The sequence below is a fragment of the Vibrio sp. 99K-1 genome (assembly GCF_013114585.1).
GTDB classification, from domain to species: domain Bacteria; phylum Pseudomonadota; class Gammaproteobacteria; order Enterobacterales; family Vibrionaceae; genus Vibrio; species Vibrio chagasii_B.
This window is the reverse complement of record NZ_VTXF01000001.1, coordinates 171,187-186,113: the sequence shown is the minus strand read 5'-3', so window position 1 is coordinate 186,113 and position 14,927 is coordinate 171,187. Positions and strand designations below refer to the sequence as shown.

Below are 14,927 nucleotides of genomic sequence, written 5' to 3'. Positions count from 1 at the left end.
ACAAAAATGCCCCAAATTTCTTTGGGGCATTTTCATTGTGGAACTAGCTAAGGGTCTCCCCTATTTGCTTATTCCCAATCTAGGATTACTTTACCAGACATACCAGAGCGCATCATGTCGAAGCCAGCTTGGAAGTCGTCTACTTTGTAGTGGTGAGTAATGATTGGAGATAGATCTAGGCCAGACTGGATTAGTGAAGCCATCTTGTACCAAGTTTCAAACATCTCACGACCGTAGATACCTTTGATAACCAAGCCTTTAAAGATTACTTGGTTCCAGTCTACTGCCATGTCTGATGGTGGAATACCTAGTAGAGAGATCTTACCGCCGTGGTTCATGTTAGTCAGCATGCTGTTGAACGCAGATGGTACACCAGACATTTCAAGACCTACATCGAAGCCTTCTGTCATACCTAGATCAGCCATTACGTCTTCAAGCTTCTCTTCCATCACGTTTACAGCGCGCGTTACACCCATTTTCTTAGCAAGGTCTAGGCGGTATTCGTTTACGTCAGTAATTACAACGTGACGAGCACCTACGTGCTTAGCAACCGCAGCAGCCATGATACCGATTGGGCCAGCACCAGTGATTAGCACGTCTTCACCTACTAGGTCGAAAGAAAGCGCTGTGTGCACTGCGTTGCCGAACGGGTCAAAGATTGATGCTAGGTCATCTGAAATCTCCGCAGGGATCTTAAACGCGTTGAACGCAGGGATCACAAGGTATTCAGAGAACGCACCAGTGCGGTTAACGCCAACACCAGTAGTGTTACGACAAAGGTGAGTACGGCCGCCACGACAGTTACGACAGTGACCACATGTGATGTGACCTTCGCCAGAAACACGATCGCCGATTTCAAAACCACGAACTTCTTGGCCGATGCCAACAACTTCACCTACGTATTCGTGACCTACAACCATAGGTACTGGAATTGTGTTTTGTGACCACTCATCCCAGTTGTAGATATGTACGTCTGTACCACAAATTGCGGTTTTCTTAATACGGATAAGAAGATCATTATGACCCATTTCAGGTTTTTCAACCTCGGTCATCCAAATGCCTTCTTCAGGCTTAAGTTTAGAAAGTGCTTTAATTTTCATAATGTTACCTAGTTCATCTCGCCGAACTGTAAGGCGAGAATCAAAAATCTATATGTTCGACTGGGTGGTGTTCCATCTAATTAAAGGATGCTCGTGGCACCCCTTTAAAATTAGATGATGCCCATGTCTTTACCAACTTGGATGAACGCATCGATTGCGCGGTCTAGTTGCTCACGAGAGTGTGCTGCAGACATTTGCGTACGGATACGAGCTTGACCTTTTGGTACTACAGGGAAAGAGAAACCTACAACGTAGATACCTTTCTCTAGAGCGCGCTCTGCGAATTCAGCCGCTACTTTTGCATCGCCAAGCATGATTGGGATGATTGCGTGATCAGCACCGCCCATAGTGAAGCCCGCTTCTTCCATGCGAGTACGGAAGTGAGCAGAGTTTTCCCATAGTTGAGTACGTAGGTCACCAGACTCAGCTAGAAGATCTAGAACACGGATAGACGCGGATACGATTGCAGGTGCAACAGAGTTAGAGAATAGGTATGGACGAGAACGCTGACGTAGCCAGTCGATCACTTCTTTCTTACCAGACGTGTAACCGCCTGAAGCGCCACCCATTGCTTTACCTAGCGTACCAGTGATGATGTCGATGCGGTCAACGACGTTATGGAACTCGTGAGTACCAGCGCCGTTTTCACCCATGAAGCCCACAGCGTGAGAATCATCAACCATTACTAGTGCATCGTACTTGTCTGCAAGGTCACAGATAGCAGGAAGGTTAGCTACTACGCCGTCCATTGAGAATACGCCGTCAGTTACGATTAGCGTGTGGCGAGCGCCAGCTTCTTTAGCTGCGATAAGTTGCTGCTCTAGCTCTTCCATGTTGTTGTTCGCGTAACGGAAGCGCATCGCTTTACATAGACGAACGCCATCGATGATTGAAGCGTGGTTTAGCGCGTCAGAGATGATTGCGTCTTCTTTGCCTAGAATCGTTTCGAATAGGCCAGCGTTAGCATCAAAACAAGATGTGTATAGGATTGTGTCTTCTTTACCTAAGAACGTAGACAGCTTTTGCTCTAGTTCTTTGTGAGAATCTTGAGTACCACAGATGAAACGAACTGAAGCCATACCAAAACCGTGCTGATCCATACCACCTTTCGCAGCTTCGATAAGCTCAGGGTGGTTCGCAAGACCTAAGTAGTTGTTTGCACAGAAGTTTAGTACTTCTTCACCAGTCGAGATAGAAACCGCTGCTTTTTGAGCAGAAGTAATAATGCGCTCAGACTTGTAAAGACCTTCTTCTTTAACTTCTTCGATTTGATTTTGAATCTGTTGGTAAAATGCAGAAGACATTGTCTCATTCCTTCCTAGTTATTATTCAGCAGCATCGCGCGCCGCATTATGTAGGGATATAAACGATCCTAAAACGATCATTTACACTGTAAAACTAATCTCTATATTCTAGTTGAACATCCCCTTTTCGATTATCCCTCCAGTTGGAAAAACATTAATGAATCTGAGGCACGAATAATAGTTCATCCCAGTGACACAGGGCACATTAACGTCCTTATCTTGTTCTTTTTTAACGCCATGTTCACCGAAAATTCGACCTAATTTCGCTTTCATATCAAATCTCAATTTTTAATCTCAAAACGATATAGTGGTGAATTACTGTTTCTCTCAGAATGTGCGGCCGTTACACAAATGCCCAAGATAAGATGAGAAACAAGCCCATGACACTATCCGACCACATCATTCAAGAAGCCTTCGAAAACGACTGGCACACCTGCTTTTATCAACCAAAAGTAGAATCGAGTGCAGAGAAAGTAACAGGCGTAGAAGCACTGTTTCGTCTGAATATTCCCGAAGAAGGTGTCTTTTCACCCGGTGTGTTCATTGATCGTGCGTTCGCGCTAGGTTACGAAGAAGAGATCTTCTTTAGTGTTCTTGAGCAATCTTTAACTGAAGTGAAGTCGCTATCAGCACACTTGAACTTGGCCGTTAATATCAGCAAGAAAGTACTAGCGAACCCAGACAACGTAGAAAAAGTACGTGAACTACTTTGGAATACCTCGTTCAAAGCAAAACAGTTAACGTTCGAACTCAGTGAAGCCGATCAATGGGATGAAGAGCTCTGCGAACAGATTAAACGCTATAAAGCGCTTGGTATTAAAATCTCTATCGATGATTTCGGTGTGGGTTACTCAGACATGAATAAAGTGATGAACCTTGATGTCGATGAAGTGAAATTTGATAAGTCGATTGTAAATAGCCAAGACAGTTCTCGCTCTGAACTAATCCAGCAAACTTTGGCTTACTGTAAGGCGTCTGGAATTAAAACCGTAGCTGAAGGTGTTGAAGATGTAGATACACATCAACGTGTCCACCAGCTTGGCTTCGATCGCTGTCAGGGTTTCCTATACTCGAAGCCACTTCCGTTGACGGATCTTAGACTGGTCATGTAATGACTCTGCTCTACTAAGGAGTGGGCTAGCTTAAAACAAACTCAACGCTTTTTTTCTTCTGTTTTAGGTCATGGTAACGGATGTACTTGAAATAGATATCGTGCTTGTTTTGGATATTCTGAGAAAAGGGATTTTTCACCACTTTTTTAATATCAGCTTTGAAGAAAGGCATGCCAAGCTTGCTCATGTATGGCTCTAAATAGAGATCATAAAGAAACTGGCACATAGCTGGATCAAGAGTAGGAAAACAGAATTCAGTATCAGCTAAGTTGTCTGCCATGTAATCAAAGATCTTGCGGCGAATGACAATACTCACGGCCCCTACACTGCACAGCATCTTGCTGACACCGTCGTAAACCACATGCCCAATGATGACGCCCTCATAAAGAAAACACAGCACCTGCATCTCTTCTCTCTTCACACCCAAATGACTCGCGACTTCGATAAAATCTCTGCCGTAAGTTTTTTGATGCATTCCTTGAATCGACTTAAGCCTTTTTGCAGGGAGTGAGCAAAGGCTATGTGATTCGACACTGGTCACCTCGTAATCGTAACCAATATCAACACTGAACGGGCGCTCAGCGTTCTTGGTTGCTGCTTTCACTTGCACCATTTCTTCAACAGAAAAGTCATAATCCACCTGAAAGAAGCTCGCAATCCCCAAACGACGAACAAAACTGGGCAGTGTCTTCGCCCTTTCCCACTGGCTCACCATCACCTGATTGACACCAGAAAATGCTCGGTGAGAATGAGAAAGTAGCTCAGCAAACTCTTCCTGAGATAAAGCTTTCTCTTCACGCAGATACTTTAACTTTTGTGCAAAATTCGATTTATCCATAACTCACATTGCCTTAGTTATTATCAGTCGCTTAACACCCAAGGCTCATCTCGCTAAGTCTGGGTCATCGACTCTCTTTCGACACTGTCTTCAGTATGCTCTGCCAACCAGTACAACCAAATCATCGCCAAGCATAGGATGAAACAGAGCACAAATAGCCAGTAGGCGCTCAACATCTCTATCACCACACCACCAAGCAATGGCGCAATAGCAAAGCCAAGAGAGTAAAGTGCCGCCGCACCGAAGTAAGAGCCTCTCAGATGTGGCGGTGCCATTCTATCGATTTGTACATTCAGGGTTGGGAAAGCAATCACTTCTCCTAAACTTAATATAAAACAAGCAATTCCCCAACCTAGTGGCCAATCATTTGGTGTAAAAAGAAAACCAATTTGCGCAATCGCCATCAAAATCATGCCGATTCGAGTTCTTACAAACAACGGTACGTGCTCAAGCCATTTAAGCATTGGGAACTGGAAAACGATAATCGTCAGCGTATTCACCAAAACTAACCCAGCAATGAGTTGAGCGGCATCAGCGATTGAAGAGCGCACGATGACTTGAGGAATTGACGACTCAACCTGCGCGTAGACAAACATCATGATGAAGTTAGCGACCATCAGTTTTACAAAAATATTGTCTTTACGAATCACATTAAGCGTCGCGGCGAAATTAAGCAGTTGAGAGGGATCTGGCTTGGTAAAAGTACCTTTTCGTTCAATTCCTAACAACAGCCAGAAACCGTAAACGACATAAGTACCACCAGCAACAAAGAACAGGTTTTGTGGCTGAGAAAGAGCCAAAGTGATACCAATCAATGGACCAAGTGCGCCACCCAGATTAAGCAAGAAGTAACGAATGTTCAGCGCTAACTCACGATCTTTGGAGTCTTTGAGATTATCGCCTATGACTGCCTTCGCTGGCGCTTCGATCATTGGGCGCATTAGACCCGTCATCATGATCAACACATAGAACTGCCACACTTCACTCGCTAATGCGATGCCAGTGTAGGATATCGAGGCAATCCAACTGCCTAGCACCATGACCCATTTACGTCCTAGCTTATCCGAAAGGTAACCCGAGTAGAGCCCAGTTCCAGCACCAACAACCGCGGATACCGCTAGCATGGTACCGACTTCTATCGCAGACGCACCGTAATCTTCATAGAGAAAGACGATCAGAAAAGGCCATGCCATAAAGTAGCTTGTTCGGGCGAGTAACGTTCCAGTAAGAACTGTCCATACTGAAAAATTAAACCGTTTTATACGCTGCTTTTGAAACAAGCTTTCTGATCTATCCATAGATAACGCCTCTATAACTGACTGATTTAAATGTTATTATTCAGCCAGTATATAGAGTAAGTAGAATAGATACAGAGTATTCAATAAAGCTGTGTCTATTATGGCACCTCCATACCTATTTCACATTAGCAGATGCACACAGCCAAAATACCATTAACGAAGAGCGGTCTAGAGTTAACGTAATAGAGCAGCCTCTAGTCAAAGATCAACGCACTAGGCTGAGTAATGTTGCCCTTTGCGGTCAGACAATACCTTTCCGTCTTTGATCGTCACGATTCGCTTGGTTCGTTCAGCAAGCGAATTATCATGTGTCACGATAATCAATGTTCGTCCCTGCGCATGAAGACGATTAAACAAAGCCTCTATCTCTGCACCAGATTTTGAATCCAATGCCCCCGTTGGTTCATCCGCTAAGATGATTTGCGGATCGTTAACTAGGGCTCTTGCAATTGCCACTCTCTGCTTTTGACCACCAGAAAGCTGGTTTGGTTTGTGGTCGAGGCGATCCCCTAGCCCAACTTGCTCAAGCAGCTTCGCGGCGCGCTGGCGACGTTCTTTGGCTTTGATGCCCGAGTAAACCAATGGTAGTGCCACGTTATCCAATGCTGTCGCGTATTCCAGTAAGTTAAAGCTTTGGAAAACAAAGCCTATCTTTTGGTTACGAATACCGGCTAGCTCATTCGGGCTTAAACTTGCGACGTTTTGACCACCCAATTGGTATTGGCCATCGGTCGGTTTATCTAAGCAGCCCAGCATGTTCATCAGAGTCGATTTACCTGAGCCAGACGGACCAAGAATGGAAAGAAATTCACCTTGGTTGATGGTCAAGTCGACACCGTCTAGCGCACGTACTTCCGCCTCTCCGCTTGAGTAGTATTTACAAATGTTGGTCAAATCAACCAGTGGTGTGTTCGACATCTTATCTCCAGAGTTTTTGTTATTCACTTTGCAGCGCCTCCAATGGGCTCACTTTGGCGGCGCGGTTTGCAGGCAGCCATGCAGAAGCGACACCAATAAACACCAAGGTAGAAATCACAATCGCAACAACGATCCAAGACAGCTCAGGGACCGGCTTCCCAAGGTGTTCATAGAAGGTGTTGCCTTCTAGGTTTATGGCGCTGATGGCCGATACAAGTGTGTAAGTCACACCTAACCCCAACAAACCGCCGAGTATCATGGTCATCAGTGATTGCACTAGGTAGTGAAGACGAATGGCTGTTGGCGTGGCACCGACTGCCATGCGCACACCGATGTCTCGGGTGGAACGTTTTACGGTCGCGTACATGACATTCGCAATTCCTACGCCCGCCACAGCCAGCGTGACAAAGCCGATGATGCCAAGAAAGCTTTGTAAGCCAATCAAGAACTGCTGCATGCTTTTCTGTTTAAGGAACATGTCTTCCACTTGGACGACCTGCTCATCACTCACACTGGCGCCGTGTTTACGAGCAATCACCTGACGAATGGTCTTTGCCAGTTTTTCACGATCAGCATGAGCTTGCGGCTCGACATTGATGCCTCCGATATCGCCGTTAGTATAAAAGCGTTGCCACGTTGCTAACGGCACGAAGCTGGCGTAGTTGATTTGGTCGCCCTGTTCGATTTCAGCACTGTTCTTCTTCAACACACCAATTACGGTGAACTCTTCACTGCCAATCTTGACCTTTTCACCGACAGGGTTGGTTTGCAGTGTCACAGGGGTAAACCAGCTGAAATCTTCAATAGGGTTAAACAGATCCGCAGCAAGTGAATAGCCCAACACAACGACTTTACGCATCTCTTTTTGATCAAGTGGATTGAGCCAACGTCCGCCATCCATTGGGATTAAGTTGGTCATAGATGCAAAGTCAGTCGTGACGGCTAGTGGTTTTTGCCATATTCCTCGATCACCGACTGTAATGCGCTCATCCCAAACGGCGGTTGGCGCAACGCTTTTCACCTCTGGCAGGGCTTTAATTACCTCGGTATCGTCGGCTTTTAAGGTTAAAAACTTACCTTGGTGGAACACGCCATAATCGACGGTTGCCATGCCCCCGGTTAAGTAAATCAGGTTCCCGTTGCCATCTTGCGCGGTTCTTAATACGCCTTGACGAATGCCCTCGCCCACCGCCAGCATGGCTGCGATACATAGGGTTGCCCATGCAACGGCAAGAATGGTCAATCCCAAACGCAGCTTTTCTGCTGCCATTTCTTGAAAGATTTGTCTCATTGGTAGCAACATATTTACGCCCTCGCACTTAATGCTATTACGGGGGTGAGACGCGATGCTCGCCTTGCCGGAAAGTAAGACGCCAACAGCGCTAGAAAGAGAGTCACCAACAATGACAAAGTAATCGAATCTCCCGTAATCACAGGAAAACCTAACCACTCCGGTAAGGTAATGGAACCAAGCAACGCGACCACTAAATAAGCAACCATTAAGCCGAGAGCTGTACCGACCGCCACCAAAATGAGTCCTTCAAGGATGAACTGGTTGAGTATGGATTTTTGCGTTGCACCAATCGCCAAGCGTACGCCGATTTCTCGAGTTCGCTCTGTCACAGAGAGGAACATAATATTTGCAACGCCAAGCGCACCAACTGCCATGGTCATTGCGCCGCTTGCTCCCAGGAATATTTGAATGCCGCGGAAAATACCCGTGATTACCGCCGCTCCCTCGCTAAAGTCTGGCAAGTTAATCGCTTCTTTATCGGTCGGGTCAAAGTGCAATTGTTTAGCGTAAAAGTTAACGATGGCTTGTCGGAATGCATTGCTATCCATACCGTCGACAGGCTTGAGTAGCACCATCCAAGGTTTGGCATCCCACAAATCAAGATACGTGGTCTGAGGGATGAAGACTTTACGGCTATCACCAAATGAAATGCCCGCATCTTCGTCTTTCATAATGCCGATTACCAAAAATGGAATACCATTGACTTTGGTGGTTTGCCCAACGTGAATTCCCCCCATTCTTGCGACTTGATCCCCCAAAATCGCAACGCGGGTGTGGTTGGCAATATCACTGGGTGAAAGGTTCCGCGAACCCGACTCCAACTTACGTTGAATCAACGAGAAGTAATGGGAATCAATGCCACTGACGAAGCTTGTCAGGTTCTGCCCTTTTTCATTGGTGACGTTCGCATCCCACTTGGCATAAACGCTAGATGCTTGTTTCACAAAACCCGATTGTTCGATCATATCGACCTTATCCTGTGGGATCTGGATCTGGCGTCTCAGGCGTAAGCCATGCCAAGGTTTGCTGGTGCTCGACGGAAAGGCGACTTGCACATTGTTGACCATAAATGACAACTGCTGAGTTTGATGGCGATAAAAACCTTCACCCAATGCAATCAAAACCACAACCGAAATCACACCCCAAGCAATAGCCACGATGGCCAGCATGCTCTTCATGCGATGCGCCATCAGTGTTTGCCAAGTTTGCTGCAATAAGGTTTGCTGTAATAAAGTTTGCTGCAATAGACGGATCATGAATTAAATGCTCGGGAGATCAGTACCATGGTGTCGTCATCTAACTTACCTGCGGTTTGCAACAAGCCGATACGCTGACGCCAGTAGTTATACAGGTTGTTTTGCAGGCTGTTTTTGGCTTCAAACAAGCTGTTGTGCGCACTAATCACTTCCGAGACTTCTAACAAGCCCGCATCGTAAAGTTTCTCTTTGCTGCGCAACACTTTCTGACGAGAAGTCACCAGCTCGTTCGCCATTAAGACTTGATTCCAGTTGATGTCTACTTGAGTAAATTGCTGGATCACGCGCTTTTGGATGTCGATTTCAACTTTACGTAAGTCTTGTTTTGCGCTGAAAGTATTGAGTGACGCTTCGTCCACTCTGGCACGCGTTGCGCCATTCAAGTCAATCGGTACGCTTAGTGTGATGCCAGCGCTGAACTCACCGTCTTTACGTCGGTCATCATCGTTATATCCAACATTACCTTTCACCGTTGGGTAGTAACCGCCTTGGGCTGAGTCTTTGGCAAACTCGCTGGCTTTGACGTTCTGTGTTGCCACCAGCAATTCTGGGCTGCTGTCTTTAGCAAGCTTTAGCCATTGTTCTTGCGATTCCACCATCATTGGCGGTTGAACAAGGGAATCAGTGCGAATTTGGTCAACGTCTTGTGGAACTTGGTTAATCAAGGCCGACAGCTCTGCTCGTTTGACTTCTAAATCTGAGCGCGCATTCAAAATACCGGCTTTATCAGCAACTTGGGTCGCACGGATCTCTTCAACGTCAACGGATTTCACTTTACCCGCGAGGTAACGCTTCTCGATGATCTTCAGCAGTTTATTGCCTTCTTCCAACTTGGACTGCGCCAACTGCAAATCACCTTGTGCACTTGCGACATCCAAATACGATGAAAGCAACCTTTGTGCTAATTCATTATGTGATTGAGCCAGTTCGAGCTGAGCTTTGATGTAGTTGGCATTAGCTTGATCCAAATCTGACCACAAGCTGCTGTCCCAAATAGTTTGAGAAAGCGATGCACCATAACTGTTGGTATTGTCAGTGGATTCATTCCAATTCGCCGAAGCCGTCGCACTTAAATCGGGTAAGAGTGAACTGCGGCTTGCATCCACACCCACTTCGCCAAGTTGAACACCAATTTTGGCTTTCTCGTAGTTTGGGTCACTTTGTTTCGCCTGCTGCCACGCTTGTTTAATCGAGATAGCATAGCTGGGTAAGCTGAGTGTGGCGGCCAGGATCGCGCATCCGATTTTAGATAGGTTTCGTTTAGCCATGCGCGGCTCCCATCATCATGCTGTTATCGATGATTTCTTCGTCTAGCTTAACGCCGTCTAATACTTCTACGTTGATGCCATCCGACAAACCAAGCTGCACTTTTTGTTTGTGGAAACCTTGCTCTGAGCTATCTGGGATCAATACGTTTGGTGTATCGCCATCAAATTGCAGTGCTCGTTCTGGCAAGGTTAAGACGTTCTCAGATCTCTTCAGTGTGATTTGTGCAGTGGATGAGAAGCCTGAACGCAGTAAGATCTCTTTCGGGATCTTCAGTTCACCAACCTCCACTTCAAACCCGTTATCAAAGCTTTTTGCCGTCGCGTTACCTTCTGGCGAGTTAAGGTTCTCTGATTGGATTGCAACTTTGGTTAACACTCCGGAAATTTCCATATCAGGATAAGGCGCAACGGTAAGTAATACAGGCATGCCCGGAGAGAGCTGCGCGGCATCGTGCTCACTGACGCTGCCTTTGAAGATCAGGCTGTTCATGTCCGCCAGAGACATCATTTCTGTCGCGGCTTGGCTAGATTCAGTCGAGATGATTGGCTCACCCACTTCGACTTTGCGGTTTAATACTGTGCCATCAATTGGTGCATAAATGGTTGAGGTTAAACGGGCATCACCAATGGAAGCTTCACCGCTGCGAATTAATTCGAGGTTTTGGCGTTTTTGCAGTACGTTCGCTTGAGCCGATTTCACGCTTGAACGCGCACTAACGTATTCATCGTAATTCTTTGGAATGATGTCTTGCTTCACCAAGCTTTCTAGGTTGGCGAGCTTTTGTTTGGCTGATTCGAGGTCCGCTTCACTGCGCATTAAGTCTGTTGAAGCATCAGTAAGCGCTTGAGGCGTCGGGTTCGGACGAACCTTAATCAATGGTTGGCCTTGCTTAACCTTTTCACCGACCTGCACGTACATCTCACCCACAATGCCATCGATTTGCGACTTAATGGACACTGAGTGCGCAGGAACAATATTGCCGACCGCTACCGCTTGTTTTTCAATGGTTCCCTTTTCCACCGCCAGCGTTGGAAACGCCTCTGGTTGAGTGGAAGATTGCAGATAAAAATACGCACCGCCGCCGAGCAATGTAACGCTCACAGCAGAGACTAGCCAAATTTTTGCCATTATTGATACCGATTATTTTTGTGTAGTCTTGTGACCATCTTATGAACATAAAGTTCTTGAATCATATCGGCTTTAATGTCGCGAGTTTGTAATATTTGGTATGGCTATGTCAGATAGCTATTGACAGTAAGTTAGATGGATAATCCACTTAGTAGCATGAGTCTAAATATTGCCGGCGTTGGATGGTTTGCTCAAATGCATTGAGCTGAAGAAGAGGCAAATCGGTAATTAAACAATCGATGGTTAAACATCATCACGACTCATTTTACTTTAGCCAATTAATGAAACTGATTCACAAATTAAGTTAGATCACTCACAATTACTATTACGCTCATCGCTGACTCTCATGGATACTTATGGTCAATCCCAAACTCATCGCCCTACTTCCAGATCTAGCCTCGTTTATCCTAGTGGTAAACGAAGGCAGTTTTACTGCGGCAGCCAAGCAATTAGGGGTAACGCCCTCTGCACTCAGTAAGCTCATTACGCGTTTAGAGAAGGCACTGTCAGTAAAGCTTTTTGAGCGAACTACTCGTACGCTTATTATCACTCAGGCAGGTCAACTGGTTTACGATCAGAGCGTTGTCATGATTAACGCAGCACAGCAAGCGGTTGAGTTATCGACGTCTGATCATACCGAGCCCTCTGGCTCACTTACTGTAGCCGCGCCAGAAGCGTTTTTGAACTCTGTACTTCAGCCTTTTGTGGTGCCATTTCTCAATCAGTATCCAGAGATCCAACTTAAGTTACGCGCTGCTGATGGTGATATCGACATACTACGCCAAGGCATCGATATTGCGTTTCGCCTTACCGATAAGCCCGATGAGAGCTTAGTGCTAAAAGAGTTAGGCAAGACTAACTTAGTACTGTGTGCGAGCCCTGATTATTTGAGTCACAAAGGCATCCCTTCTCACCCGACCGATCTTAGTCAGCACGATTGCCTGTACCTTGCAGAAACGGACAAAGACCACATTTGGGACTTTCTCAAAGATGATGAGTTTCACACCGTTTCCGTCAGTGGTCGATACGCCGTGAACCACTCTCAAATGCGACTAAAAGGTGTGAAAGAAGGTTTGGGGATTGGCATCTTCCATGACTTTGTGATTCAAGATGCGTTAACAGAAGGCAGCGTTGTTCAAGTACTGAATGACTGGACCATCAAGAGTAACTACCACGGTGCCATCGCTATGCAGTTTGCACAAACCAAGTATATGCCCGCTCGCCTACGCGTGTTCATTGACTACGCGATGGAACACTTGGGTGAAAAGTTGGCAGGAGAAATAAACTGATGCTAAAAGGAATCCACCACGCCGCCATTATTTGCTCAGACTACAAAGCCTCAAAACGCTTTTACACTGAGATTTTAAAGCTAGAAATTATTGCAGAGAATTACCGAGCAGCGCGCCAGTCTTACAAACTTGACCTAGCACTCCCTAATGGTGCTCAAATAGAGTTGTTTAGTTTCCCTGATGCACCTGAAAGACCGAGCTTTCCAGAAGCTCAAGGATTGAGACACTTAGCCTTTTGTGTTGAGGACGTTCAACAAGTAAAAAGCTATTTAGAAGGACAAGGAATCGACGTTGAACCGATTCGAGTTGATGAGTTTACAGGGAAGTCATTCACGTTTTTCGCAGACCCAGACGGCCTGCCGCTAGAGCTTTATCAAAAATAGGCTTTATCAAATCTAAACTTTCTTGAAAAATCAGCTTCCCGCCAGAATAAAAAACGGACCTTCTCAAGCCGAAAATGTCCGTTTTTGGTTCAATTAGCTCAACGCCATTTTGAACTTCTCAACACGTGAGAACAGTAGCCAATCCAATATCATGGCCGTCACAATCGTTGCTCCTGCGAGAGGGAATAGTACTGAAATCAGCACAACACTCACCAAACCAGCTTTCCATAAGCCAGCATCACCAAACTTAGGTGGCGCGCCAAGCTTACGTTGACCTGATGGTCTACGCATCCACCACATCACACCGCCCGTGACTGACACCACGATGAACGCCAAGCAGAACAAGGCATTTAAAAGCTTGTTGATAATACTTATATCACCTTGGTGCAGAGAGATACCGACCGCTAATGTCTTGGCGATAAAGTTATAATCTTGCCAGGTCACTTCACCAAGGATACGACCTGAATACTGGTCGAGGTGCGTGGTACGATCTTGAGTGGGATCGATGATATCGCCGCCCATCGTGTTTGCTGTCACGGTGTAAACACCCGTCTCAGAACGTGGGAAATTCACCTTGTACTGCGTGAAGCCAAGAGCTCGTGCTTTCTCAATAACATCATCAATGGCAAAGCTACTCACAGACATGACATGCATAGAGTGGTCATCACCCATCTTAGAATGATCATGAGGTTCGGACGCCTCTTCCACATGATGAACGTGTTCTGCTGGCTTATCTTGAGACAACGGCAGTGGTGTCTGTTCCAGATTCCATGGCAGTTCTTCTTCTGAGCCATGGTTAAGCGATGCGTGTGTCTTATCAGACAGCGGAATATCATCCCACATTTGAGCAGGGAAAGTGCTCCATGCTTGGACGAGCTTACCGCCCCAGAAACCTGTCCACGCCAAACCAGACAGGATAAAGAGCAGCAGAATAAGAGATAGCGTGCCACCGATGTTCGCATGCAGATCACGCATCAGTACGCGTGGGCCAGATGACACTCTCAGCTTAAGAAAGCCTGCGCGGCTCGCGTTGTCTCGTGGCAACCATAGGTAAATTCCACTGACGAGCAACAGAATCGACAAGCTGATTGCGACTTCAATCAGATAGTCCCCCCAATCACCAATTAATAACGTGCCGTGGATGTCGTTTGCCAACTGGTACAGGCTGTCGCTGCGTGGTACTTCACCGACGACTTTACCTGTGTATTGATTCACGGTGGCGAAAACAGATGTGCCATCTTCCAGTGATACTGAAAATCGGTTGGCCATATCAGGCAATTTGCTCGGTACGAACTGTGTCACTGAACCTTGTGGATAGTGATTTTGCACTGCAGCTAACTGCTGCGAAACCTTGATTGGTTCACCGGATGCTGCAATTTCAATCGCCTCTTGATGAAAAGCCAGTTCGATCTCATCGTCAAACAACATCACTAAGCCAGTAATACTTAGCATCAGCATGAATGGGATAACGAATAGACCAGCGTAAAAGTGCCAGCGCCAGGTGAGGAAGTAGAGAGTTTTATTGCGCTCTTTGGTTTTAATATTGGTTCTCGAACCGCTTGTTGCACTGCTTGTAGACTGCGAAGTCGCTTGTGCCTTCGCAGTAGTTTGAGATTCATTTCTCAACATTATTATTTCCTTTGACATGCGCAAACGAACCTTCTGAAAATCAGAAAGTCGCTAAGGCATGTTTAACTTTACTTAATACTATATTTTTTAATTATTTTAATGAGTTAGG

At 46.1% G+C, this 14,927-nt stretch carries 13 protein-coding genes; 3 read left to right on the top strand and 10 right to left on the bottom strand.

Going from position 1 to position 14,927, the window contains the following annotated elements:
- Positions 1–68: 68 nt before the first annotated feature.
- Positions 69–1,100: an L-threonine 3-dehydrogenase gene (gene tdh / locus F0228_RS00825; RefSeq protein ID WP_061031177.1), complete on the bottom strand. Its 1,032-nt coding sequence runs from the start codon at positions 1,098–1,100 to the stop codon at positions 69–71.
- 110 nt (positions 1,101–1,210) lie between these two features.
- Positions 1,211–2,404 (bottom strand): glycine C-acetyltransferase, encoded by a 1,194-nt coding sequence (locus F0228_RS00820; protein WP_061031178.1) that lies wholly within the window; start codon positions 2,402–2,404, stop codon positions 1,211–1,213.
- 380 nt (positions 2,405–2,784) lie between these two features.
- Between F0228_RS00820 and F0228_RS00815 the strand changes: the two genes are divergently transcribed.
- Positions 2,785–3,516 carry an EAL domain-containing protein gene (locus tag F0228_RS00815; RefSeq protein ID WP_105058834.1) on the top strand — a complete coding sequence of 244 codons (732 nt, stop codon included), beginning with the start codon at positions 2,785–2,787 and terminating at the stop codon, positions 3,514–3,516.
- Positions 3,517–3,541: 25 nt separating this feature from the next.
- On the opposite strand, the gene F0228_RS00810 is transcribed toward F0228_RS00815, so the two are convergent.
- The 7 genes from F0228_RS00810 to F0228_RS00780 all read right to left on the bottom strand — a co-directional run bounded on the left by F0228_RS00810 (position 3,542) and on the right by F0228_RS00780 (position 11,517).
- On the bottom strand, positions 3,542–4,354 hold the full coding sequence (locus tag F0228_RS00810; protein ID WP_061031180.1) for a helix-turn-helix transcriptional regulator: 813 nt from the start codon (positions 4,352–4,354) through the stop codon (positions 3,542–3,544).
- A 53-nt stretch (positions 4,355–4,407) separates the two neighbouring features.
- On the bottom strand, positions 4,408–5,652 hold the full coding sequence (locus F0228_RS00805) for an MFS transporter (protein WP_105058028.1): 1,245 nt from the start codon (positions 5,650–5,652) through the stop codon (positions 4,408–4,410).
- A gap of 213 nt (positions 5,653–5,865) precedes the next feature.
- Positions 5,866–6,570 (bottom strand): ABC transporter ATP-binding protein, encoded by a 705-nt coding sequence (locus F0228_RS00800; protein ID WP_171731835.1) that lies wholly within the window; start codon positions 6,568–6,570, stop codon positions 5,866–5,868.
- A gap of 19 nt (positions 6,571–6,589) precedes the next feature.
- On the bottom strand, positions 6,590–7,873 hold the full coding sequence (locus F0228_RS00795; protein ID WP_171761690.1) for an ABC transporter permease: 1,284 nt from the start codon (positions 7,871–7,873) through the stop codon (positions 6,590–6,592).
- A 2-nt stretch (positions 7,874–7,875) separates the two neighbouring features.
- On the bottom strand, positions 7,876–9,120 hold the full coding sequence (locus tag F0228_RS00790; protein WP_061031184.1) for an ABC transporter permease: 1,245 nt from the start codon (positions 9,118–9,120) through the stop codon (positions 7,876–7,878).
- A complete protein-coding gene (locus F0228_RS00785; RefSeq protein ID WP_171761689.1) occupies positions 9,117–10,388 on the bottom strand; it encodes a TolC family protein in 1,272 nt (423 codons plus the stop codon). The genes F0228_RS00790 and F0228_RS00785 overlap by 4 nt, the downstream gene beginning before the upstream one ends.
- Positions 10,381–11,517 carry an efflux RND transporter periplasmic adaptor subunit gene (locus F0228_RS00780; protein WP_171761688.1) on the bottom strand — a complete coding sequence of 379 codons (1,137 nt, stop codon included), beginning with the start codon at positions 11,515–11,517 and terminating at the stop codon, positions 10,381–10,383. The genes F0228_RS00785 and F0228_RS00780 overlap by 8 nt, the downstream gene beginning before the upstream one ends.
- A 356-nt stretch (positions 11,518–11,873) precedes the next feature.
- Between F0228_RS00780 and F0228_RS00775 the strand changes: the two genes are divergently transcribed.
- Together F0228_RS00775 and F0228_RS00770 are read left to right on the top strand one after the other, a co-directional pair.
- Entirely contained in the window at positions 11,874–12,806 is a 933-nt protein-coding gene (locus F0228_RS00775; protein ID WP_061031187.1) for a LysR family transcriptional regulator, read from the top strand.
- Entirely contained in the window at positions 12,806–13,189 is a 384-nt protein-coding gene (locus F0228_RS00770) for a VOC family protein (RefSeq protein ID WP_171761687.1), read from the top strand. The genes F0228_RS00775 and F0228_RS00770 overlap by 1 nt, the downstream gene beginning before the upstream one ends.
- Positions 13,190–13,282: 93 nt before the next feature.
- On the opposite strand, the gene F0228_RS00765 is transcribed toward F0228_RS00770, so the two are convergent.
- Positions 13,283–14,818 carry a PepSY domain-containing protein gene (locus F0228_RS00765; RefSeq protein ID WP_105058021.1) on the bottom strand — a complete coding sequence of 512 codons (1,536 nt, stop codon included), beginning with the start codon at positions 14,816–14,818 and terminating at the stop codon, positions 13,283–13,285.
- Between the last annotated feature and the right edge of the window lie 109 nt (positions 14,819–14,927).